Origin of the sequence: Parasphingorhabdus sp. (assembly GCF_039982415.1) — a bacterium.
Lineage (GTDB): Bacteria > Pseudomonadota > Alphaproteobacteria > Sphingomonadales > Sphingomonadaceae > Parasphingorhabdus.
In genome coordinates, this window is record NZ_JBDWYL010000004.1 from 46,118 (window position 1) to 70,302 (window position 24,185).

Genomic DNA, 24,185 nt, shown 5'->3' on the forward strand with positions numbered 1-24,185 from the left:
TAACCTGTGTCGATAACAGTATTGGCGCCATTGGCAAAGCGTTCGTGCCGGTCGCCGCGCCGGACGGTAATCGGGGGATGACTTTATCGGCTGCTTTCCCCATATTGGCGCTATGGCAAAACTGGTTATCAGAGAAGGTTTAGCGGAACCGCAGACCGATGAAAATTTTGTACCGCACAAACCGGTGCGGCCAGACAAGCTGGAAGGCGGCAAAGCCTTTGAACTGGTCAGTGATTTTGAACCTTCGGGCGATCAACCCACTGCCATCGCGGAATTGGTGGAAGGCGTGCGCGATGATGATCTCGATCAAGTTTTGCTGGGGGTAACCGGTTCGGGCAAAACCTTTACCATGGCCAAAATCATCGAGCAGACTCAGCGCCCGGCTTTGATCTTGGCACCAAATAAAATCTTGGCGGCGCAGCTATATGGCGAGTTTAAGTCTTTCTTCCCCGATAATGCGGTCGAATATTTCGTCAGCTATTATGATTATTATCAACCGGAAGCCTATGTCGCGCGATCGGACACTTATATTGAAAAAGAAAGTTCGGTGAATGAAGCCATTGACCGGATGCGCCATAGCGCGACCCGGTCTCTGCTCGAACGGGATGATGTCATTATCGTTGCGTCGGTTTCATGCCTGTACGGTATCGGTTCGGTGGAAACCTATTCGGCAATGATCTTTGATCTGAAAAAAGAACAAGCGGTGGATCAACGCGATATCATCCGCAAATTGGTGTCCTTGCAATATAAGCGCAATGATCAGGCCTTTGCGCGCGGAAATTTTCGGGTCCGAGGTGATAATCTGGAAATTTTCCCGTCGCACTATGAAGATATGGCGTGGCGCATTTCCTTCTTTGGCGATGAGATTGAAGAGATTGTAGAGTTTGATCCCCTGACCGGGAAAAAAGGCGCTAGCCTCAAGCAAATCCGTATTTTTGCCAATTCGCACTATGTCACGCCGGGCCCGACCATGAAGCAAGCCATGGAGGCGATAAAATTGGAACTGGGCGTGCGGTTGAAAGAGCTCGAAGCCGAAGGAAAATTGCTCGAGCATCAGCGGCTCGAACAGCGCACAAATTTCGATCTGGAAATGATCGCTGCAACTGGCAGCTGCGCCGGTATTGAAAATTATTCTCGTTTTCTCACCGGTCGACTACCGGGCGAACCACCGCCAACCCTGTTTGAATATCTGCCTGACAACGCGCTCTTATTTGTCGATGAAAGCCATCAAACTGTGCCGCAAATTGGGGCCATGTCAAAAGGCGATCATCGGCGGAAAATCACGCTCGCCGAATATGGTTTTCGCTTGCCGAGCTGTATCGACAATCGGCCACTGCGTTTCAATGAGTGGGATGCGATGCGACCACAAACGGTCAGCGTATCGGCGACGCCGGGCAAATGGGAGATGGAACAAACCAGCGGTGTGTTTGCCGAACAGGTGATCCGTCCGACAGGATTGATCGATCCGCCGGTAGAGATAAAACCGGTCGAAGATCAAGTGGATGACCTGATCAATGAATGCAAGAAAGTGGCGCAACAAGGCTATCGGACCTTGGTGACCACTTTAACCAAACGCATGGCTGAAGACTTGACCGAGTTCATGCACGAAGCGGGATTGAAAGTCCGCTATATGCATAGTGATGTCGAGACATTGGAACGGATCGAATTGATCCGTGATTTGCGACTAGGCGTATATGATGTGTTGGTCGGGATTAACCTGTTGCGCGAAGGTTTGGATATTCCGGAATGCGGCCTCGTGGCGATATTGGATGCCGACAAAGAAGGGTTTTTGCGGTCTGAAACATCGCTTATTCAAACCATTGGTCGAGCAGCGCGCAACGTCGATGGACGGGTCATTTTATATGCGGACCGTGTTACCGGGTCGATGGAACGGGCGCTGAATGAAACCGGGCGGCGCCGCGAGAAGCAAGAAGCCTATAACAAGGCCAACGGGATTACACCGGTCACGATCAAGAAGAATATCGGCGATATTGTTGCCCATGTCGCCAGCAAGGACCAGGTGACCGTCCCAATTGACGATGACACAGAACATCTGGTGGGTCACAATTTGCGGAGCCATATTGAAAGTTTGGAAAAACGCATGCGCGATGCCGCTGCTGATCTAGAATTTGAAGAGGCGGGACGGTTGCGAGATGAGATCCGCAAATTGGAAGCAGATGAATTGGGTGTTCCGGCGGATTTGCAAGTGGCCGCACCCAAGGGACGCGCGACTGAAGGCAAACCGGGCACGCGCAAAATGGGCTTTGGCCGCACTCAGAGGAAATTTTAGGCGCCCCGAATAGCGGATTATTCTCGACCAACGGTCATTCTCCATAGACTAACGACATGGGCGCACCTTGAACGCGGCCGAAACGGGGCGCATGCTTCTTCCATTATCAGAGGAGATTTTTCATGCGCGCGCTGTTTCTAACAACATCGGTAACCGTGGTATTGGCCTTAAGCGGCTGTTCTTATGACGAGGCGGGTACAGCGTCGGTTTCATCGCAGGTGAACGAAAAAAGCGTACCCGATTATGCTGCTGCTGTTGCAGCCACGGGGCGGACCGAAGCAGATATTAAATTGGATGAGAGCCGAAAGCCTGCTGAAATCTTGGCCTTTATGGGATTGCAACGCGGGGATGCCGCACTCGATATTTTTGCTGGTGGCGGATATTATAGCGAAATAATGGGCGCCGCAGTGGGAACTGCCGGATCGGTTGTGGCGGTGAATCCGCCGCAATTTGTGTCCAGCGATGCGGCTAAAGCTAAATGGTCTGGTATCGCCACACGGCAGATGGGCGTGACCATGGTGCCATCACAATTGGCTGATTTTGAACCGCAAGCCAATCGCTTTGATTTTGCCATGATGCATTTGATTTTCCATGATCTGTATTGGGAAAGCGAACAGTTCAAAATGGCGCGCATGGATCCAGCGGTTTTTCTCAGCAAGCTTTACAACAGCATGAAGCCCGGCGGGATTGTCGCGGTCATCGATCATGTGGGCAATCAGGGCGATACTCGTGCCATCGTCGAAAAAACGCATCGCATTGCGCCAGCAACAACCCAGGCCGATTTTGAAAAAGCGGGTTTTATCCTCGAAACTCAAAGCAACATGTTTGCCAATCCCAATGATGATCTTGAGAAAAATGTTTTCGATTCATCGGTGCGCGGAAAAACCAATCGTTTTGTGATGAAATTCCGCAAACCCACCTAAACTCCGCAACAGGCGTTAAGTCAGTAGTGGATTAGTTAAAAAACCAGCCAGCGCGAATCGATTCGCAGGTGATTTTTGTGCAGTGCAGCATTTTTCTGTCGACCGAGCGCAAATTTGCCGAAAAGATTACACAAAATTGTAATATAATTTCAATGCGTTACGAATCGTTACAATAGTTTACAAGACAGTTCAGGCCCGGTTCGGCTAAAGAGTTCTACATAAGTTGCGTAGTACGAGCTGACACGAACAGGACAACCTCTGGCGTCATATAAGCCACGGTCAGCATCTCGGTTTTGGACAGAGAGGTTCTCATGGAGCTTGTTGTGAACAATGATGAACAAATGAAAGCCGGCATTATGGCTGCGTCCGGTAAATCCGGTCGCGTGAATGCAGCCGATTTTGATTCTGCCGAATTGCGGGCGGGCCCAACCTTGGGGCAGGGGCTATACCTGATTGTTTCAGGACCAATGCCGCAGCCCGGGGCGCATATAAAGTTTTTACCGGTAGTGGGCGATTTCCAGCCTGACTATCAACAGATTGAATTGGCGTGGGAAGCGCGCGCGGCAAATGACCATGATGGTACGGTGGATAGGACCAGATCCGGCGGGACCGACCGTTATGAGAAATCAATGCCGCTTTCTGGCCTGTCGGGTAAAAAGGGCATTGAACTTATTGGGGCGAACGCGACCAAAAAGTTCAACCTGACAGGCCACTAGTTTGGCCGGCGGCGGCTCAGGGTCGCTTGCCGTCGGAACAAAGGCGGGGGACAGATTTGTGTTGTGTACTAAGTCTGTCTCCCGATCCTTTGATCAAGAATAAGATGATGACGAGTTTCGTTTAAGTCCGGCTAACCGTTATGCGGGGGCTTTCAGGGGGTTGTAAGCCGCCGGACTTTTGGGAGTAGGGCTGGCGCGCTAGTAGTGTATCGCGCGACGGCTCTACTTTTCCCATTTTTGCAAGCCCAAAGCTTATCCGGCATATTTTACCGAGCATCCATATGGTCGGGATTGCGCCACGCTTATTGTCTTGCCGGCTTTCAGCTCGTTCAATGCAGCGGTTACATGATTGCGCGCGGATTTTATATCTGCAGGATTGGCCGTAGGCTTACTGTCGATACCGCCTTGATATACCAATTTCCCCGTTGCATCGATGATATACATATGCGGCGTGGTCTTTGCGGCATAGGCCTTACCAACAACACCTTTGACATCGAGCAAATAATGATCGGCATTTAAACGCTGTTGTTTGACCAGTTTCTGAGCGGCCGGGCCTTTCATATAGCCTTGCTTTCCTGGCGCCCCGCTGTTGATCGTCAGCCAAACCACACCTTGTTTGCGCGCAGCGATCTGTGTTTTTTGCATATTGCCGCTGTCATAATGTTTGACCACAAACGGACATCCCGGATTATGCCATTCCATGACCACCGTTTTGCCGCGAAAGCTGGAAAGTTGTACGGTTTTTCCATAAATGTCCGTCAGTTTGAAATCCTGGGCTATCGCACCGGTTTTCTGGGCGGCCGCCAGCGGTGTTGCGCTGCTGATCAGGACTATTGTCGCCAAAGCGGACAGAGTGGATTTATAAAACATAGCGATTCCTTGTTCCTTTCACTGGGGATGAAAATGTCATTATGTTACCAGATCGGTCAATGTGCCCACAGTTAATATCTGGGGCAATATAACCGGTTCTTTGCCTGGTGCATAATAAAGATAAAGCGGAACGCCGGCACGACCATGTTTTTCAAGAAACTTACTGATCGCCGGATCGGGCCTGGTCCAGTCGCCCATAAGAACAGCAACATTGGCATCGGCAAAGGCATCGGCGGTTTCCTGGCGCTGGACCGCTGCGGCTTCGTTGGCCTTGCAGGTGATACACCAATCCGCCGTAAAATAAGCGAATACCGGCTGTTCGGTGGCCCGCAATTCGGACAGTCTGGTTTCGCTAAACGGTTCGCTTGGCAAGGTTGCGGTAGACGCCGTTGCCGACCGTTGGCTTTGCATCACCTCTTCGCTCGGCAGCAGCCATATTCCGCCCGCCAGACTGGCAACCAGGGCTGCGCTCGAAATTGCGCCGCGCCCAATGCCTTTTGTCTGGCCGCCGCCAAACCACCATAAGATTAACGCAACCACCAATAGCATGATGAGGGAAAGGGCCAGTCCATCTTCGCCAATTTGCCGGCCCAGCAACCAGATCAGTCCGATTGCGGTGAGAAACATCGGAATCGCCATGGCTTTACGAAAACTGTCCAGCCACGCACCGGGCTTGGGCAAGCGATTACGAATGGCTGGCACATAAGCAATGAGCAGGAAAGGCAGTGCTAGACCGACGCCGAGCCCCGCAAAAATGATCAGTGCGGCAATTGGCGGCAAGATTATAGTGGCGCCCAAAGCGGCGGCCATGAATGGACCGGTGCAGGGGGTTGCAACAAAGGCGGCCAAGGCGCCTGTCCAGAATGATCCTGCCGCGCCATCTTTGCTAGCGAGCTTGCTCCCGAAATTCACATTGGGCAATTCGAAAAGCCCAGCAAGATTAAACCCGATGGCCGTAACCAGAGCGAGCAAAATGAAGATGATTTTCGGATCCTGTAATTGAAACGCCCATCCCACAGCCGTACCGCTGGCCCGTAACGCGAGCAATATGGCGCCCAAAGCAGTCGCGACGGCAACGACGCCCGCGGTATAGGCAAGAGCATCGCGGCGCACGATGCTTTCATCGCCGCCGGCTTTGGCGAGACTGATTGCTTTAAGGCTGAGAATCGGGAAGACACAGGGCATGAGGTTGAGTAGCAATCCGCCAATCACCGCACCGCCAAGGGCCAAAAACAACAGCGAGGCGGTGGATTGGTCACCACCACCAATAAAATTTCCACTCTCTCCCGGGCCGGCCAAGGGCGATCCGGACATTTCGACGGCGCCGCTCGCGGCCTTCAGGGAAAAGCCATTTTGCTCTCCAATTTTAAGAATGCCGGAAATCGTGTCGAGACTATCACCGCGCGCGGCTGTTTCGATGAGCAATTGGTCGCCATCCCGGTTGACCTTTTGCGGCGCGGCATAATCGATAATGCCGTCTTCCTTGATAAAGAAATAAGCTGAATCGACGTCGACCGAGGCGGGGAAAGGAATAGCCAGACGAAACTTATCCTCCACAACGGAGAATGTTGCTGCGCTACCCAATTGCCGAGGCAAGGCTTCGCGATAACCGTTAAACGCATTGTTGAGGGATACCGCGGCATCCTTGCCGACAACCTCTAGACTTATCGACAGTTCGTCTTGTTCCGGAACACAAATTTCATCGGTGCAAGCGAGCCATTCTGATTTTACGCCGATGGTCAATGGGCCGGGTTTTACGGTCTCAGATACCACCAGATTCACAAGAACGGCATAGTCGCCTTTGTAAATATAGTTCATTATGCCGGAGATCAGCAATCGGTCGGGCACGGGATATTGGGCTTTTCCGGCTGTTACACCGTCTGGTAACTGCCAATCAAAGCTCATGCCGATTCCAGCATCTCCGGGATTTTCCCAATAGCCATGCCAGGTGGGTTTGGGTGTCATGACAAAGGCCAAAGTGACGCTTTGCCCGGCCTGCACCTGTTGGGATTCCGCAACCAAAGTGGCAGGAACATTAAGTGTGCGTTGGTTGAGATCAACCTGCGCGGTGGCCGACAGAGGAGCAATGAGCACGGTCAGTACGAACACGGCCAGGATAGCATATAAATGCTTCCATATTGTCCGCGATGCGATTGGAGATATCATAAAACCCACCATTAAATTTGGACGCTGTTAGGCGATAAATAGCGCTCAGGCCAGAGCGCCTTATAGCTTGGTTACTGTTCGCGTCTGCGCCTAATTATGTTACAAGTCAGGCCGCTTTAATAGCTTTTTTTCATATTGCCCATGCGCCAGATCACAGGCCATTTCGCTAGCGATCTGCTTCTCCGGTTTCGGATGGCAAAACCACAGGAAATGAATCGGCGCCATAGCCCGACCACAAATTGCTGATTTATCTGTTTTGGGAAACGGTCTCCCAAGGCTTTACCGCTTTTCGTAGCGGGTTAGGCCGCGGCCCAGGCTATTATTGGCAATGCGCATCCGATCGCCACTCCAATCCGCAACAAACCAGGTATTGCGTTGGACATTTTTAGCCAGAGATGCGCTGTTGGAATGTATATTGAGTCCAGCGGAACTGTTTTTCTTACCTTCTGCTGCAACCGCGATAAAGGCGCTCCAATTTTCTTTGTTTTCGCCTTGGACAAAAACATTGCCGCTGATCACGCCAGACGCACCGGCCGGCAAATCAATCATATAGTTGGTTGTCCGTCCTTGCGTGTCGTCAAAGCTGCTGTTGGTCACGGTCACCCGCGGCGCGCGGCTTTTGACATAATGGCCACCACTGCCTTTTTCAAAGCGGCTGTTGGTCACCCGCAAAGAGCCATAGTCGCCAATATATATGCTGTGGGCGCACGATAGCCCGCGATCACACCGGCCCAAACGTTGGAAAGTGGATCGGTCAATGACAATATTGCCGCTGGCATCATCCGCAGTCAACAATCCCTGCTCGCTATTGCGGAACAAGGCGTTGGAAATTGTGAGATCGCCGCGCTCCAGACGAATACCGGCGCCATTGCCATCAGGCACGCGCTGGTTCTGAAAGATAATCCCTTCCACTGTCGCTGACTGGCCGCGCAGCACCAACGCCGCTTTGCCTTCACAAATCCCGCCATCCAATATGGTTTGCCCCGCTATAGAGGCGCGATAGGTGATCTGACCTTCTTTCTGAACGGCACAATCGCCATAGGCCCCCGGTGCGATGATAATCGTGCCCGAACGCGCGCCAATGGCTTCAACGGCATCAGAAAGACGGTTAAAGCCTTGCCCATTTTCAGCAATGGTAAAGGGGGCGTTGCTTTGTGCGATCGTCGCAGTGCTATTGGCAACAGCCAATAGGGTGGCAACAAGTGTTGGGACGGATAATTTCACTGCAAAGCTCCTGAAAAGTGGGGGATATGATGATTATGCCATAAGTTGCTCATGTCCCCGACACAACATGTTGCAAAGCCCTGTCCCAAATGAAATCAAACCTGTTTTAAAAGGTTAACAGCGGCCTTGGGACGAAGTTACCAATGCAGGGAAAGTGTAAACATTTATCAACTAGACCGGAGAGAGCTGGCAACCCGTCCGACCAAACGGTAACGTGAGGCCGTACAAAGATAAAAAAATGTGAGAATTTGCTCACCTAGTAAGGAAGACATTATGCGTAAATTTCTGATGGCTGCAGTTGCTGCCGGAAGCTTGATTTCAGCGGGCTCTGCTCATGCTGCAGTTATATTTGGCGATCTGACGGGTGGTTCTGCTGCCACAAATGGCGGCGTCTTTGAAGAATTGGATCCCGCTCCCGGATTTGCTGTGGGCAATAACAACCAGCAATCCAATAATCTTTTCGCTTTTAACGAGCAGCAAAGCGTGACGCTAACTTCCGCGGTGGGCAGTTTGGCTGCTGGTACGGTTGTAAACAGCCACTATGTATTTTTTGATCCCGGCCCGGGCCGCAGAGCCATTGGCTTTGTCGACTTTGATGGCGATATTCTGGAAGTTTTGGATAGTCGCAATATCCTCAATTCCACCGACGCGTTGCTGGGTAATGCCAATGTAAACTATCTTAACCCCGGCTCACGCGGGCTGGAAAATAACGATCAGTTTAACATTGCTGGAAACCGGCTCAACATTGACTTCCGAGCCTCATCTCCGGGCGACTTTGTACGCGTATTGACGGTTGCTCCATCGGTTCCTGAACCCGCAAGCTGGGCGATGATGATTGGTGGATTTGGCCTGGTGGGCGGTGCCATGCGTCGTCGCCGCAAAGCCAATGCGAACGTCAGCTTCGCCTAATATCTTTTAAAGTTTGGAATGAAAGCCGGTCTCGTAAGGGGCCGGCTTTATTCGTTTAAATTGGGTCGCAACCATTGGCGTGCCCGATCGAGCGAGATATCCCGTCGAGTGGCATAGTCCTCGACCTGGTCCTCGCCAATACGCGCGACGCCAAAATAATCGGCTTGCGGGTGGGCGAAGTAAAATCCGGATACAGCGGCAGTGGGTGTCATCGCAAAGCTGCTGGTGAGCTCGATGCCGGTATGCTCGGTAGCGTTGAGCATATCGAATAAAATCGGTTTGAGGCTATGATCCGGACAGGCGGGATAGCCGGGCGCTGGCCGAATGCCTTGATATTGTTCCTGAATCAGCGCCTTATTGTCGAGATTTTCATCCTCGGCATAGCCCCATAGATCTTTTCTGACATGTTCGTGCATGCGTTCAGCAAATGCCTCGGCGAGCCGGTCTGCCAGAGCCTTGATCAGGATGCTGTTATAGTCATCCTTATCGGCTTCAAAACGGGCGATATGCTCGTCAATGCCATGGCCAGCAGTGACCGCAAAGCCGCCCATCCAGTCATCAGAATTGTCGATAAAATCCGCAAGGCAATTGTTGGACTTGCCCGATCTTTTGCTCACCTGCTGGCGCAGCATGGGCAGCGCTATTTCCTCATTGTCGGGCGAGACCATGATATCATCGCCATCTCGCCGCGCGCGCCATAAACCGGCCACGCCCTTTGCGACGAGCCATTTTTCCGCGATGATTTTGTCGAGCATGGCTTGAGCGTCTTTATACAAGTCGCTGGCGCTTTCGCCGACAATATCATCGGTTAAAATTGCCGGAAACGTGCCGGCTAATTCCCAGGCCCGGAAAAACGGAGTCCAGTCAATATACGGACGCAATTCCGCCAGATCCCAGTCTTCATAGATATGAAGGCCCGGTTTTTTCGGAGCCGGCGCTTTCTGATTCATGTCAATTTCAGCACTATTGGCCCGCGCTTCATCAAGTGAAGCCAATTTTTTGGCGGTTTTGCCCGCACGCGCAATGCGTACTTGTTCATAGTCTTCGCGGGTATTGGCGATAAAACCTTCAGCCTGTGTGTCGCTGACCAGTTGTGATGCAACACCAACGGCGCGGCTGGCGTCGAGCACATAGACAGTTGGCCCCGAATAAGCCGGTTCGATCCGCAAAGCGGTGTGGGTCTTGGATGTTGTTGCCCCGCCGATGAGCAGCGGCATGGTCATTTTAGCGCGCTCCATTTCTTCGGACACGGTAACCATTTCGTCGAGTGACGGCGTGATCAGCCCGGATAATCCGATCATGTCGGCATCATTTTCATTGGCCGCTTTCAATATATCGGTCCACGGCACCATCACGCCGAGGTCGATCACTTCAAAGCCATTACATTGTAGCACGACGCCGACAATATTCTTGCCGATATCGTGCACATCGCCTTTGACGGTCGCCATGATGATTTTGCCTTTGCCCTTGGCGCCCTCTGCTTTTTCCTCTTCGATATAGGGGAAGAGATGGGCCACGGCCTTTTTCATCACCCGCGCGGATTTCACGACTTGCGGCAAAAACATTTTGCCTGATCCGAACAGGTCGCCGACCACGTTCATACCGTCCATTAATGGACCTTCGATAACCTCGATCGGCCGACCACCGGCATCTTTGACCGAAACCCGCATCTCTTCCGTATCTTCAATTATATGGGCATCAATGCCTTTGACCAGCGCGTGTTCCAATCGCTTGACGACATCATAGCCACGCCATTCGGCAGCCGCTTTTTCAGCGGCTTTGTCGGTGCCTCGGAATATTTCGGCGAGGGTGATTAATCGGTCTGTTGCATCCCCACCATCTTTGGGTTCGCGGTCTAAAATTACATCTTCACAATGTTCGCGCAGGATCGGGTCGATATCATCGTAAATATCCAACTGACCTGCGTTGACAATGGCCATGTCCAGCCCGGCGGGTATGGCATGATAGAGAAAGACGCTGTGCATGGCCCGGCGCACCGGTTCGTTACCGCGAAAGCTAAAGGACAGGTTGGAAAGGCCGCCCGAAAAATGCACATGCGGACAGCGGGCCTTGATTTCCGCCACCGCTTCGATGAAATCCAGTCCATAGCGGCGATGTTCGTCAATTCCGGTGGCCACCGCGAAAACGTTGGGATCGAAGATAATATCCTCAGGCGGAAAGCCGATTCCGGTAAGCAATTTATAGGCTCGCTCACAAATCTCAATCTTGCGCTGCTTGGTGTCTGCTTGCCCGGTTTCGTCAAATGCCATGACCACGATCGCGGCGCCATAAGCCATGCATTTGCGCGCATGAGCGAGAAATTCCGCTTCGCCTTCCTTCATCGAGATGGAATTGACAATCGGTTTGCCAGACACGCATTTGAGGCCCGCTTCGATGACCGACCATTTGGAGCTGTCGATCATCACGGGGACGCGGGCAATATCCGGTTCTGCGGCAATGAGTTTGAGGAAGGTCGTCATCGCATGCTCGGCGTCGAGCAGGCCTTCGTCCATATTCACATCGATAATCTGCGCGCCATTTTCAACCTGTTGCCGCGCGACTTCCACGGCGGCTTCATAGTCATCGTTGAGGATAAGTTTTTTAAACCGCGCAGAACCGGTAACATTGGTGCGTTCGCCGATATTGACGAATTGCGCGGAAGAGGAAATTGAGTTCATTTTTGTTATTCCGTTAGCCCTGACCCTGTCGATGGGCGTTTCACGATAATCATCTGCTAAGCTGCGAGCGTTGGGTTTCGCCCATCGGTGTTCACGCCGCCATGGTGAATGGCTCCAAGCCAGACAAGCGCGTTTGCACGGCCGGATTCGCAGCCATTCGAGGTTTGGCGCTGGCCACTTTTTCGGCAATGGCCGCGATATGCTCGGGCGTCGTACCACAGCATCCACCGACAATATTGACCAGACTGTCATCCAACCATTCGGTAATCAGCGCCGCGGTTTGATCCGGCGTTTCATCATATTCGCCCAGCTCATTGGGCAGGCCGGCATTGGGATAGGCCATGATCAAAGTATCGGCCTCTTTAGCCAGCATCGCGAGATGGGGCCGCAGTTGATCAGCACCAAAGGAGCAATTGAGACCGATGGTTATCGGTTTCAGGTGACGCACCGCGTGCCAGAAAGCCTCGACCGTATGACCGGACAGATTGCGGCCTGAAAGGTCTGTGAGGGTCATCGAAATCATCAGCGGCACATCGCGATCACAAGCATCGGCCGCTTCTTGGGCCGCCATGCCCGCGCATTTTGCGTTGAGTGTATCGAAGATTGTCTCGATCAACAGAAAATCAACACCGCCTTCGATCAGGGCATCACATTGTTCGCGGTACACGCCTTTCAGATAATCGAAATCAATCTCGCGAAAGCCGGGATCATTGACGTCCGGCGACAGCGACAGCGTTTTATTGGTTGGACCAATCGAGCCAGCTACAAAACGTTTTTTGCCATCTTTGGCCTCGGCCTTGTCGCAAGCGCGCCGCGCGATTTCGGCAGATTTGATGTTGATATCTTTGACCAGATGCTCGCAGCCATAGTCGGCTTGGCTAATCTCGGTGGAACTAAATGTATTAGTTTCAACAATATCCGCGCCCGCTTCCAGATAAGCGGTATGAATGCTTTCGATAATATCCGGCCTGGTCAGGCTGAGCAGGTCATTATTGCCTTTTTGATCGTCAGTCAGTTCCAATGTGCCGCGATAGTCGCGCTCCCCTAAGCCATGATTTTGGATGGCCGTGCCATAGCCGCCATCGAAAACAAGAATGCGTTCTGCAGCGAGACCGCGGAGTTGTTCGCTGGGACTTGTCATGCCGCTTTCTCCTGTGCGGAACCGGAGGGACGTTTGCCGAGTAAATGGCAAATGGCATAGCTGAGCTCGGCTCGATTGAGCGTGTAGAAATGAAACTGGCGCACACCGCCAGCATATAATTTGCGGCACAGTTCTGCGGCCACTGTGGCGGCGATAAGTTGGCGGGCAGAAGGATGGTCATCCAGACCTTCAAACAGATCATTCATCCACACTGGTATTTCAGCGCCGCACATGCCCGCAAATTTCCGCGTTTGGGCCACATTGGATACAGGCAAGATGCCTGGCACCAATTCTGCATCAATACCCGCCGCTGTGGCGGCATCCCGGAATCGGAAAAAAGCTTCGGCAGAAAAGAAAAACTGTGAAATTGCACGGCTGGCACCGGCGTCCAGCTTGCGTTTGAGATTATCGAGATCGCTTTGCGGACAATTGGCCTCGGGATGGGTTTCGGGATAGGCGGCCACGGAAATTTCGAAGGGCGCGATATCCTTCAACCCTTTGACCAATTCCGCTGCACTTTTATATCCTTGCGGATGGGGTTCAAAGGCTTGCCCTTCTGCTGGCGGATCACCGCGCAGCGCAACAATGTGGCGGACACCCGCTTCCCAATAGGATTGGGCGACTTCTGCAATTTCTGATTTGCTTGCTCCCACGCATGTCAAATGCGCCGCTGCCGGAATATGCGTTTCTTTGGCAATGCGCGCCACAGTGGCATGGGTCCGCTCGCGGGTTGAACCGCCTGCTCCATAAGTAACCGAAACAAATCGCGGGTTAAGTGGCTCCAGCGTGACGACGCTATCCCACAATGTTTTCTCCATTTTTTCCGACTTGGGTGGGAAAAATTCAAAGGATACATCTGCATCACCGCTTAATCCGGCAAATAGCGGGACATCGAGCGCTCGTTTCGCTTCTTCCAATTCCGTTAAGCCTAAGGGTCTGTTCAGTTCGGTCATAGTGAAACTCTTTTGTGCGATCGATTATCGGGGGAAGGCGCAGTATTGCCGGGATGGATTTGTGGTAATTCGGATTTCCTGCCGACCCAGATTTTCACGGTTAGCTGGCCGCCGTCGAGCGTGCGGCATTGCACCATGTCAATTTGCGCATCGGCAAACCATCTTTTCATCCGTTCATCAGAAAAGCCCAGTCGTGCATGCGCATGGGTCGTTCGCAATTCTTCATGATCATGTGGTGCGAAGTCAGCGATCATCACCGTTCCGCCGCTGCGCAATACTCGCGAGACCTCCGCAAGCACGGCTTCTGGATGCGGCGCATAGTGCAGTACTTGATGCAAGAGGACGCTATCCATTTCGGTATCGGCGATAGGCAGGCTGTTAAAATCACCGAGCTTTAACTCAGTTTTTTGCGCCAGCTCCGCTTGCGGGGTTTTTTCGGTTTCATTTCCTAAAAGTTTAGCCCGCGCTAGTCTCAGCATTTCCGGGCTTTTGTCCAATGCGGTCACTTTTCTGGAATGAGGCCCAAAAATTTCCACCATACGCCCAGTCCCGGTACCGATATCCAGCATATGTCCCAAATCAATATCTTTGAGCAGCGCAATCATCGCTTGTTCGACATCATCTTCCGGCAAATGCAGCGATCTTATCGCATCCCATTCTTGCGCATGGGCTTCAAAATATCGGTCGGCCATTTCTGCCCGTGCTTTGCGTATCAAGGCCAATTGCGCTTGATCAGCATCGGCTTGCGTGGATGATATGACAGATTCAGATCGAAAAAGCCGGCGCAGCAATTCCAGTTCCGGGGCTGGACCGGGGCGTAAGAACACCCAGCTTCCTTCTTTTCGGCGTTCTGCCAAACCGGCTTCGTCCAAAATTCGGATATGGCGGGATATTCTTGGCTGGCTTTGATTTAAAATTTGCGCCAGTTCGCCAACAGCCAGCTCCATTTGCAAGAGCAAAAGCATGATTCGAATCCGCGTCGGGTCTGCAAGCGCTCTAAATATGTCTAAGATCTGGTTCATTGGGTCAATCATATAAAGAATTCTTTATATGTAGTCAATCCATTAGATTCACTAGCTTTGATTATTGTTCTGCATGAGATTTTACAAAATATAGTATGATCCTGGCCCCGTGCGGCAGGTTCTTCGTTGCCATCCTTTTTTTGTAGCGGTAAAGATAAAGTGCGCGGGTGGATCGAGGGAGTAATCGGATGTTCGCGTGGTTTTTATGAGGAAAAAGTAAAGGGTTTACCCAATGAAAAAAGTAACAACATCAATCGCGCTTGCTGCTGCGCTTGGTCTGGCTGCATGTTCCGGTGCCGCTGACGATGCAGAAGCCGGTGCTGAAGAAGCTGTAGAAGGTTCAGAAGCAACTGCTGAAGAAGCTGCAGAAGATGCTATGGACGCTGCTGAAGGTTCTGCTGACGCTATGGGCGAAGCCGCTGCTGAAGCAACAGATGAAGCAGGCGAAGCTGTCGAAGGCGCTGCGGACGCAATGAGCGACGCTGCAGGTGAAGCTGCCGATGCCGCTGAAGGTGCTGCAGACGCCGCTGGCGACGCTGCCGGTTCAGTTGCTGATCAAGCAAAAGACGCGGCTAAAGGCGCGGCTAACGATCTTATAGAAAAAGGTGCTGACGCTGCAAAACGTGCAGTTGAATAGGTCTTTTCCATAGATTAGAAAAAGGGCTGCCCCACGGGTGGCCCTTTTTTATTTGATCTTCGATCGCGTGTAACTTTTCATGCTCGGCCGAAACAGGAGCAGATCTGCATATGTTGAAACGATGTCTTCCGTTTTCTATTATCCTGCTTTTGATGGCTTGTGGACCAGCACCCAATGATCCGGGACCCGGCGGCGTTACCGTTGGTGAAGCACAAGCTCTTGATGAAGCGGCAGAAATGCTGGATGAGCGCAATATTCCGCCAGACAATGAGCAGGCTCCGGTTCCGCCCAACACGCCATAAGCGCTTATCTATTGTGGTAGCGGGCGACCGCGCGCGTCACCGCTTGCATCATCTCCATGCGTTTGGGAATGGGAGCCGTGGTATCAGCTAACATAACGGCTACAGCATAGCGGCTGCCATCCGGCGCTGTCATGATACCCACATCATTATAGCCGGTCGATGTGCCTCTCAGCACTTGACCCGTTCCAGTCTTATGCAAAAATTCCCAATTTGATGGGACGCCGGCTTTCAATCGGTTAGGTCCACTGCGCGTTCGCTTGAGAATGGATTGGAGCAACCGCGTTGAATTGGATGACAAAAGATCGCCTTTGGCCATTTTGCTGAGCGCATTCACAATTGCTCCAGGGCTGGCTCCATCAATCGGGTTGGCCAAATAGTCGGCAAGGGCTTGACGGCGGCGTTCAATGGGTAAATTGGCGCGGGCGGTATAGAATTTACGGCCCTGCGAGAGGCTCTGATTCCATTTCAGACCAGCAATTTGGCTCTGCATAAGCCGTTCACCGGGACCAAATTTGATTTTTCCCAGCTGGCTGCGCCGGATAAAGTCATTGACCGCATCAGGGCCGCCTGCATGCCGAAGCAGCGCATCATTTGCGGTATTGTCACTATAAGCCAAAGCGCGCTCGAGTAGCGTGTAGACACTTTTGATGACAGTGCCTTCTCGATTCACTTCGGCGGCCATCGGTTGATAAAATAACGTGAGATCATCCGGCCCAATGCGGATCGGATCGGAAAGAGAAATTCGGCCCTGATCAACTTTGTCGAGCACAGTCATTGCTACCCACAATTTTGAAACGCTTTGCTGCGGGAAATTTTGATCGACCCGGTGGCCGATACTCCATCCCTTGTCGATACTCTTAATCGCTATTCCGGTTTTGCCGGGGAATGTGCGCCACAGGTCAGCAATTTGGCGTTCTAGGGCTGCGTCCGGGCGATTTCGCGATGACGCAGCGCTTGGGCGTGCGGGGGGAGGCGGATTATATCGTGGGGGCTGGGATTCTGCGCGCGGTGTTGTCAGATCCGGCCTTGGCCCAGAAGGCGCAACACAGGCCGTCAAGAATGTCACAAAAAACACTGCAACGAATGTATGAAAACGCATCATAATACTAAACATTCCCTGTTTCAGGTGCCACCGATCAAATGGAGATTGATTACGCACACCGCAGATAATCTCTCTACGTAAGCGATTGTCCCTGAACAGAGGCGGAACCATTGTTTGCGGTGAACGATTCTGGACGTGCGACCAATGGCATTGTTTACTTCTTTACACCAAAGTTCAGGCGGCGCGTGACCGTATAGTCCAGGGTGTTGACGATGAAATAGGACAAAAACCATCTTATCCGGTTGAGAAAACTTCGCCGTTCTTTATGCAATTCGACCGAAATGGGACGCGACTGATGGCTGATGTCATCAACCATCAGCCGTGCATGTTTAGCGAAAGCAGCGTCTTCGATCCGCAACATTAACTCGACATTGATGAACAAGCTGCGCAAGTCAAAATTAGCGGACCCAATATAAACCGCATTGTCAACAATGACCAATTTCATATGCAGCCTTTTGGGCTGATATTCATAAATATGGGAATCGCGTTTGAGGAGATAGCCATAAAGCAGGCGGCTGGCACCAATCGTGGCGGCATTGTCTGTTTTTCCGGGTAAGATGAGCCGGTTTCCCCCGCCCCATTTGGATAGCCGTCCAATCCGGCGCAACAAACCCTGTCCAGGAGAGAAATAGGCGCTAACCAAGTCGAGCCTATGGCCGGTTTCGAGATCTTTCTTAATCGTCCACGCCCACCGGCTTAAGCGATTGCTCGGGCCGCCCAGCAACCATTGAAATGGCCCATAGCCCGGGTCCCAGTTGCGGATCATCTTGCGCAGCAGCCGGATATTTCCATTATGATTGTGAACCCATGTGGAAAGCTGATCATAATAGCGTGAAATAATCTCTGCCTGCGGTCCGGTAATGACCAATCCGAGATCTTCCCAATTGGCTTCCAAATCCTCTTCCGGTTGCTGGGCAGGGCGCTGATCAAAATATTGATTGGCTATATTGAACCCGCCAATCAGCGCTTTTCTGTCATCAGCGATCAGCATTTTTTGGTGGTTACGGACAAAATAACTGGTCGAGAACCGCGGGCTGAAAATGGCAAAACTACCGCCTGCTCGGACAAAAGGGTCGAAAAAACCATCGGGCGCATCGTTGGAGCCAAAGCTGTCCACGATTAACTCCACATCAACGCCGCGCTCACAGGCATTGATCAGTTTGTTCAAAATGAATTTCCCCGTCTCATCGCCTTCAAACATATAGTAGAACAGCTTTAATCGGGATTTCGCCTGATCGATAAGCGTCGACAAAACGTCAAGTCGGCGGGCGGGATTGCAGATTAACTGCAATTGATTGCCGGCTATTTCAAAGATGTGATGGTCCTGAAATTTATCATTGCCAAGAGGGGAGGAAGAAGCAGAAGCAACCATAAACCCGTCTTTAGTTTATTCCGGTTTATCCTACAATTGTCCAAGCTTGTGCAGGCGATTGCACCATCGATTTTGTTGACAAAAGCGCGTCTCATCCTTAGATGACAGGCTCTTTCATGAATTTTAGAGAATCAGGAGCGCCTTATGGCTCGCGTTACCGTTGAAGATTGCGTTGATAAAGTAACCAATCGGTTCGATTTGGTCTTGTTTGCGGCGCAACGTGCCCGTGAGATTTCTGGCGGTGCCGAACTGACCATCGATCGGGACCGTGATAAAAATCCGGTTGTGTCTTTGCGCGAAATTGCCGACGAAACGATCAAACCTAAAGATCTGGAAGAAAGTCTCGTTCAATCCTTGCAGAAAGTGCAAATTGACGATGATGATACGCCTGATGAAATTGGTTCGATCAGCCAATCCGCTGAAGCGCTTCGCCTCACGGCTGCGGCGCCGCCGCGCAGTGCGGGTGTATCCAATGAATATGGACGGCGTTAAGCGCACCAATTCTCCATGAGTAAAACCGGGCGGCGCTCTGTAAAGAGTAGTCGCCCGTTTTTTTGGCCGTTTAATTCCGCCGAAAAGGGAGGAGCAAACTCCACAGGAGGTTGGCCGGTTGATCGCTCTGATGCTCGCTCAGCCCGATTGTCATTCCGTCATGTCCCTTTTCAGGTTGGGGAATATAGGTGCGGAATACGCGATCCCAAATTGTCAGGAAAAAACCGTAATTGCTATTGGTTTCCCGTTCGATGATCGAATGGTGAACGCGGTGCATATCCGGTGTGACAATGAACAAGCGCAACCCTCGGTCCAGCCCTTTGGGCAAATGCACATTGGCATGGTTAAACATGGACGCGGCGTTGAGTATCACTTCAAACAGGAAAACCGCGAAAGCAGCGGGGCCGATGACGGCAATGCATAGCAATTTAAAGGCCATGGATAACAGGGCTTCAAACGGATGAAATCGCGCGCCGCTTGTGACATCCAGATCGCGATCGGCATGATGCACTTTGTGCATGCGCCAAAATACGGGAATTTTGTGGAGTGCCACATGCTGCAGATAGATCAACATATCGAGCAGCAAGAATGCAATAATAACCTCCAACCAAAACGGAAGATCGATCAGAGCAAGCAAGCCCCAGCCTTTTGTCGCGGCATAGTCGGCCATGCCAACCGCTAGAATCGGCAAAGCGAAACGCAAGGCTAATGTGTTTATCACCACAAGGGAAATATTGGTGAACCAGCGTCCGCTGCGTGTTTGAACCCGCTGTTTTCGGGGGACTATTATTTCCATCATCGCCATGACAAGGAAGACCCCCGCAAAGACGCTCATTCGGATCAATGCCTCATATTGTTCAAATGCAACCATAGTCTTTTGTCGCAGTTAAGCGGGCGGTGCGCAAGACCAAGCCGATGAAATTATTGAATAAACATCTACCGCAATTACCGCAATCGGCCCGCTCAGCATGGGTATTTTTTCTTCATATAGCCATGAAAAGCCGACTGGACTTCCATATTCCGCTGCGCGGTCGGGATGGATTTTAGATGAGCGAGAAATTCTTTTGCGTTGAGATTGCCTTTGCCTTTTGGCGGTGGGCAGCTCGATGGAGACCGACCCGCTGCCCGTGCCTTTTCGATGTCAGAGCGATAGCCTTTGGTCACTTTTTTCATTTCCGCCATTACCGGTTTGCGATGTTTTGAAAACATGGCGCCCATGCCTGAATTGACGAGCTTTTCGGCCTTGGGGAGAAATTCGGATACTGGCATTGCGAGGGCCGGCGTGGGAAGTGATAAAATCGCAGCGCAAGTCAGTGCGGAAAGAGTGCGGTACATAAAAAGGCCTCCATCAAATTCGATGGAGGCCTTGTGTTACCTATTGCCTGAATAAAAGGTGAATTATCTCCCTAATACAGCCCTTATGCCCCTTGCGGTTTGGGATCGCCAAATGGGCCTTTCCGTTTTTTGCCAGATTTGGGAATAGATGTCCCGACCGTAGGTGTTGCTGACGGTTTGACAACATCACCATCCGGGCGTTCAAATTTTCCATCCTCAACAAGCGAGTCAATCTCATCGCCCGACAGGGTTTCATATTCCAACAAAGCATTGGCCAAAAGGTGCAACTGATCTTCATGGGTGGTCAGCAAATCTTTCGCACGTTCATAGCCAGCATCGACCAAGCCGCGAATTTCGCTGTCGATTTTCTTAGCCGTTTCATCGGACATATGGGCGCGCTGTGATTGGGAATAGCCAAGGAATGTTTCGCCCTGTTCTTCTTCATATTGCAACGGCCCCATTTCATCGGACATGCCCCATTGCGTGACCATATCGCGCGCCAATTTGGTGGCATATTGAATATCACCCGAGGCGCCTGATGAGACTTTGTCATAGCCGAAAATAATTTCTTCCGCGACACGTCCGCCCATGGATACAGCCATGTTCGCATGCATTTTATCACGGTGATAACTATAGCTGTCGCGTTCTGGTAAGCGCATCACCATACCCAAGGCACGGCCACGCGGAATGATTGTGGCTTTGTGAATCGGATCGGAAGCCGGTTCGTGGACGGCGACAATGGCGTGGCCCGCTTCGTGATATGCGGTCATTTTCTTTTCGTCTTCGGTCATAACCATCGATTTGCGTTCGGTGCCCATCATGACTTTGTCTTTGGCCGTTTCAAACTCGTCCATAGCGACCAGTCGCTTGCCGCGGCGCGCTGCCATTAAGGCGGCCTCATTAACGAGATTGGCGAGATCGGCGCCCGAAAATCCAGGCGTGCCCCGCGCAATTGTACGGGCGTTCACATCCGGTGCCAAAGGCACTTTTTTCATATGTACTTCTAGGATTTTCTCGCGCCCTTCAATATCAGGATGCGGGACAACAACTTGCCGGTCAAATCGACCAGGACGCAGCAATGCGGGATCAAGAACATCCGGGCGGTTGGTGGCCGCGATGATAATGATTCCTTCATTGGCTTCAAAACCGTCCATTTCAACGAGCAATTGGTTCAGCGTCTGTTCGCGCTCATCATTGCCATTGCCTAAGCCGGCGCCGCGATGGCGACCGACGGCATCAATCTCATCGATAAACACAATGCACGGTGCGCTTTTCTTGGCTTGTTCAAACATGTCACGCACCCGGCTGGCGCCGACCCCGACAAACATTTCAACAAAGTCCGAACCGGAAATGGTGAAAAACGGCACACCCGCTTCGCCAGCAATGGCACGAGCAAGCAATGTCTTACCGGTACCGGGCGAGCCAACCAGCAAGGCGCCTTTTGGAATTTGTCCACCCAGCTTGGAAAAGCGGCTGGGGTTTTTCAAAAACTCGACAATTTCTTCCAATTCTTCGCGCGCTTCATCAATGCCGGCAACATCTTCAAAGGTCACTTTGCCCTGTTTCTCGGTCAGCATTTTCGCTTTTGATTTGCCAAAGCCCATTGCGCCGGAGCCGCTGCCTTTTTGCATTTGCCGCAAAACAAAGAAGGCGATACCCAAAATCAACAGGAATGGCAGAGACTGGATCAGCAAATATTGCCAAATGCTCGGGCTTTCTTCGGCCTGACCGCTATATTCAACCCCTTTTTCGTCGAGGAGTTTGACCAAGCTGGGATCATTGCCAACCGGGGTGGTGGTAAAATTGTCGCCATTGGTAAGCTGTCCGGTAATTTTATCGGGTGCAATGGCAACTTTCTCGACACTGCCTTCAGAAACTTTGGCACGGAAAGACGAATAGCTAATGGCGTCGCCAGCATCATTGCCAGCGCCAGCGCCGAACATTGATACGGTCAACAATAGAGCCACGATCACGCCTGCCCAGATGAGCATGCTTTTCATCCATGGATTGTCCTTGGGATCCTGTTCGTCGTTCATGGTCACTCTTGTCCTGTGTTGGTATCGTGGGCTTACATTTCGGCCCGAATCTATCCCTTAAAGATAGGGGTTTTGTGCGGGATAACAATATGACGGCAAATGTTTTTACCAATCACTGTGATCGTCTATCGGAATTTACGGTCAAAACCTTGAGAAATTTACCTATTGTTTCGTTTTGGCGCAGGTGAAAACCGCCAGGTTAACCCGCCTCTGCACAATATATTGCCGATTGTTGCTGTTTCACCACGGCGGAGCGTGGCGATGAGCGTTTCCAGCTGGTTGCCCCGAGGTGACAGTGATGGATCGCACATATGGAGGCATTTCAGCAGCAAACGCCGGACAATTTCATGCGGAAAATCATGCTTGTCGAGCGTCGATCCGTCCTCGTTGGACCGGATATGCAGAGCCGCCAGTTCATCAACCATCCAATATATAGCCAAACGGGCATCATCGAGCGCTGCGGCACTTTGGCTTGCTTGCGCGACATCAAAGCCAGACAATTTGGACAGCGCTTCGCGCACGCGCACGCGATCAAAACTTCTGTCTTGATTAGATGGATCATCAACCGCAATAACATCTTGATTTTTAACGAATTCTTGTAATTCTGCTTTGGTAAAACGGAGCAAAGGTCGGACGATCTGGCCGCGCCGGGCACGGATTGCTGACATTCCATCGATTCCGCTTCCGCGCAATATCCGCATGATCAATGTTTCCAGCTGATCATCAGCATGATGGGCTGTGGCCAACCAGTTTAATTCTTGTCGTTCAATCCACATGTGAAGCAGTGCATAGCGAGCCTTTCGGGCTTCCATCTGAATGCTGCCGCGAATGGGCGTAGTGGGCTTTAGGATTTCATGTTCAATCCCATATTTTTGGCACAAAGCAGCGACAAATTCACATTCGTTTTGCGCTTCCGGGCGCAGGCCATGATCAACGCTGGCGGCGGAAATTTGATCGGGAAAGCAGCGATGTGCCAAGAGCAGCAATGCGACGCTATCGGGGCCACCGGATACGGCAAGCCCCAGTCGCTGATCGCTATTTTCAAATTTTGGAATCAACACAGAAAATGTTTCCCGAAAACGGTCGAGAAGGTCGCTGTCACTCATTGCTGGTGATGGTCTTTATTGGTGATTAATTGCAATCTGCTGCACCCTTGCCGCGCGCTACCCGAGCGCTTAGCCGGCCGGTTGCCACGCTGGGATATACGTCTTCCAGTTCCGATAAGGTTTGGCAGGCCTCGGTTTTCTTGTTGAGCTGAACCAGCGCTGTGCTGAGGAAATAGAGGCTGTCAGGGGCCCGCTCGCCGCGCGGCAATTCCTGATAGTTTTCGTAAAGGGCAATGGCCGCCAATGCCGGTTTCCCGTCATCCAGATAGGCTCGTCCCAACAGGTTTTTGGCAAAGCTGGCACGGCGATGCCCGGGGTGATCCGCCGCTGCTTTTTTCAATTGGGTTTGCGCTTCGGGATAATATTTTTCAGCCCACAGACGATATCCGTAAATATAGGCATCTTCCCCGTCATCACCGGTTTCAGGCATAATGATCGATGCGACACCGGTGACCCGTTCCGGATCGGGAGCGCTGGCCGTGCTGCTGGTCTCGGCGGTGAGTGTTTCAGTGCCGGCGGTACCAGATGATGGCGCTGCCAATGGATCGGGCGCTGTAGTGGTAGCCGCTGCCATTTTGTCTTCAATCTGTTTGATCCGGAAATCATTTTGTTCCACCTGTCCGGTTAAGTTGGCCAAGCTGCGTTCGAGTGCATCGACACGGGTAATCAAATCCGAGACCGCCGATGTCGTGGTCGAGGTCGTCGCTGGGGCCGCTGCGTCGGGCCGAATATCTGGTTCAAAAAATCTGGAAGACCCACCAGGGAAAACCTTGCGTTGGACAGCGCGCATTTCTTGCTCCAGTCGCTCCACTCGTTTGTCAACATTGCGGTTTTGGGCCGTAGCCGGAACCGCACAGAGCAAGCTCGCGGACAAACTAGTGACGAGAGCCGGTAACAGGATGGATTTCATA

21 protein-coding genes are annotated in these 24,185 nt (G+C 51.9%); 7 read left to right on the forward strand and 14 right to left on the reverse strand.

Translation table 11 applies throughout. The features are described 5' to 3' along the window. Positions 1-112 precede the first annotated feature (112 nt). From uvrB to ABJU74_RS04290, 3 genes are all read left to right on the forward strand, one after another. Positions 113-2,290 (forward strand): excinuclease ABC subunit UvrB, encoded by a 2,178-nt coding sequence (gene uvrB / locus ABJU74_RS04280; RefSeq protein ID WP_348385021.1) that lies wholly within the window; start codon positions 113-115, stop codon positions 2,288-2,290. A 122-nt stretch (positions 2,291-2,412) separates the two neighbouring features. Beyond that, positions 2,413-3,213: a methyltransferase gene (locus ABJU74_RS04285; RefSeq protein WP_348385022.1), complete on the forward strand. Its 801-nt coding sequence runs from the start codon at positions 2,413-2,415 to the stop codon at positions 3,211-3,213. Between the two features lie 323 nt (positions 3,214-3,536). Then, on the forward strand, positions 3,537-3,929 hold the full coding sequence (locus ABJU74_RS04290; protein WP_348385023.1) for a hypothetical protein: 393 nt from the start codon (positions 3,537-3,539) through the stop codon (positions 3,927-3,929). 252 nt (positions 3,930-4,181) lie between these two features. Here ABJU74_RS04290 and ABJU74_RS04295 read toward each other — a convergent pair whose 3' ends face one another. The 3 genes from ABJU74_RS04295 to ABJU74_RS04305 form a co-directional block, all read right to left on the reverse strand. Next, positions 4,182-4,799: a redoxin domain-containing protein gene (locus ABJU74_RS04295; RefSeq protein WP_348385024.1), complete on the reverse strand. Its 618-nt coding sequence runs from the start codon at positions 4,797-4,799 to the stop codon at positions 4,182-4,184. A 39-nt stretch (positions 4,800-4,838) separates the two neighbouring features. Further along, positions 4,839-6,965, reverse strand: coding sequence for a protein-disulfide reductase DsbD domain-containing protein (locus tag ABJU74_RS04300; protein WP_348385025.1), 2,127 nt, complete (start codon positions 6,963-6,965; stop codon positions 4,839-4,841). Positions 6,966-7,244: 279 nt separating this feature from the next. Continuing rightward, positions 7,245-8,189 carry a right-handed parallel beta-helix repeat-containing protein gene (locus tag ABJU74_RS04305; protein ID WP_348385026.1) on the reverse strand — a complete coding sequence of 315 codons (945 nt, stop codon included), beginning with the start codon at positions 8,187-8,189 and terminating at the stop codon, positions 7,245-7,247. A gap of 273 nt (positions 8,190-8,462) precedes the next feature. On the opposite strand from ABJU74_RS04305, the gene ABJU74_RS04310 reads away from it, so the two are divergent. Then, the gene (locus ABJU74_RS04310) at positions 8,463-9,098 is read left to right on the forward strand and encodes a PEPxxWA-CTERM sorting domain-containing protein (protein WP_348385027.1); all 636 of its coding nucleotides are present in this window, start codon (positions 8,463-8,465) and stop codon (positions 9,096-9,098) included. Between the two features lie 47 nt (positions 9,099-9,145). Here the strand turns inward: ABJU74_RS04310 and metH are convergent, their stop codons facing one another. The 4 genes from metH to ABJU74_RS04330 all read right to left on the reverse strand — a co-directional run bounded on the left by metH (position 9,146) and on the right by ABJU74_RS04330 (position 14,892). After that, positions 9,146-11,776 (reverse strand): methionine synthase, encoded by a 2,631-nt coding sequence (gene metH / locus ABJU74_RS04315; protein ID WP_348385029.1) that lies wholly within the window; start codon positions 11,774-11,776, stop codon positions 9,146-9,148. A gap of 91 nt (positions 11,777-11,867) precedes the next feature. After that, entirely contained in the window at positions 11,868-12,917 is a 1,050-nt protein-coding gene (locus ABJU74_RS04320; RefSeq protein ID WP_348385030.1) for a homocysteine S-methyltransferase family protein, read from the reverse strand. Beyond that, positions 12,914-13,870 (reverse strand): methylenetetrahydrofolate reductase, encoded by a 957-nt coding sequence (gene metF, locus ABJU74_RS04325; RefSeq protein ID WP_348385031.1) that lies wholly within the window; start codon positions 13,868-13,870, stop codon positions 12,914-12,916. The genes ABJU74_RS04320 and metF overlap by 4 nt, the downstream gene beginning before the upstream one ends. Beyond that, entirely contained in the window at positions 13,867-14,892 is a 1,026-nt protein-coding gene (locus tag ABJU74_RS04330; protein ID WP_348385033.1) for a metalloregulator ArsR/SmtB family transcription factor, read from the reverse strand. The genes metF and ABJU74_RS04330 overlap by 4 nt, the downstream gene beginning before the upstream one ends. A gap of 232 nt (positions 14,893-15,124) precedes the next feature. Between ABJU74_RS04330 and ABJU74_RS04335 the strand changes: the two genes are divergently transcribed. Continuing rightward, positions 15,125-15,529, forward strand: coding sequence for a hypothetical protein (locus ABJU74_RS04335; RefSeq protein ID WP_348385035.1), 405 nt, complete (start codon positions 15,125-15,127; stop codon positions 15,527-15,529). Positions 15,530-15,639: 110 nt separating this feature from the next. Then, on the forward strand, positions 15,640-15,831 hold the full coding sequence (locus ABJU74_RS04340) for a hypothetical protein (protein WP_348385036.1): 192 nt from the start codon (positions 15,640-15,642) through the stop codon (positions 15,829-15,831). A gap of 4 nt (positions 15,832-15,835) precedes the next feature. Here ABJU74_RS04340 and bla read toward each other — a convergent pair whose 3' ends face one another. Further along, on the reverse strand, positions 15,836-16,933 hold the full coding sequence (gene bla / locus ABJU74_RS04345) for a class A beta-lactamase (protein WP_348385037.1): 1,098 nt from the start codon (positions 16,931-16,933) through the stop codon (positions 15,836-15,838). Between the two features lie 154 nt (positions 16,934-17,087). Next, entirely contained in the window at positions 17,088-18,305 is a 1,218-nt protein-coding gene (locus tag ABJU74_RS04350; protein WP_348385039.1) for a phosphatidylserine/phosphatidylglycerophosphate/cardiolipin synthase family protein, read from the reverse strand. Positions 18,306-18,449: 144 nt separating this feature from the next. Here ABJU74_RS04350 and rpoZ point away from each other — a divergent pair, with 144 nt between their 5' ends. Beyond that, positions 18,450-18,797 (forward strand): DNA-directed RNA polymerase subunit omega, encoded by a 348-nt coding sequence (gene rpoZ, locus ABJU74_RS04355; RefSeq protein WP_348385040.1) that lies wholly within the window; start codon positions 18,450-18,452, stop codon positions 18,795-18,797. 70 nt (positions 18,798-18,867) lie between these two features. Here rpoZ and ABJU74_RS04360 read toward each other — a convergent pair whose 3' ends face one another. From ABJU74_RS04360 to ABJU74_RS04380, 5 genes are all read right to left on the reverse strand, one after another. Further along, entirely contained in the window at positions 18,868-19,632 is a 765-nt protein-coding gene (locus ABJU74_RS04360) for a sterol desaturase family protein (protein ID WP_348385041.1), read from the reverse strand. 128 nt (positions 19,633-19,760) lie between these two features. After that, on the reverse strand, positions 19,761-20,132 hold the full coding sequence (locus ABJU74_RS04365; RefSeq protein ID WP_348385042.1) for a hypothetical protein: 372 nt from the start codon (positions 20,130-20,132) through the stop codon (positions 19,761-19,763). 83 nt (positions 20,133-20,215) lie between these two features. Beyond that, positions 20,216-22,168 carry an ATP-dependent zinc metalloprotease FtsH gene (gene ftsH, locus ABJU74_RS04370; protein ID WP_348385044.1) on the reverse strand — a complete coding sequence of 651 codons (1,953 nt, stop codon included), beginning with the start codon at positions 22,166-22,168 and terminating at the stop codon, positions 20,216-20,218. Positions 22,169-22,326: 158 nt separating this feature from the next. Continuing rightward, on the reverse strand, positions 22,327-23,274 hold the full coding sequence (tilS, locus tag ABJU74_RS04375; RefSeq protein ID WP_348385045.1) for a tRNA lysidine(34) synthetase TilS: 948 nt from the start codon (positions 23,272-23,274) through the stop codon (positions 22,327-22,329). 25 nt (positions 23,275-23,299) lie between these two features. Continuing rightward, a complete protein-coding gene (locus ABJU74_RS04380) occupies positions 23,300-24,184 on the reverse strand; it encodes a hypothetical protein (RefSeq protein WP_348385046.1) in 885 nt (294 codons plus the stop codon). Position 24,185: the final 1 nt, after the last annotated feature.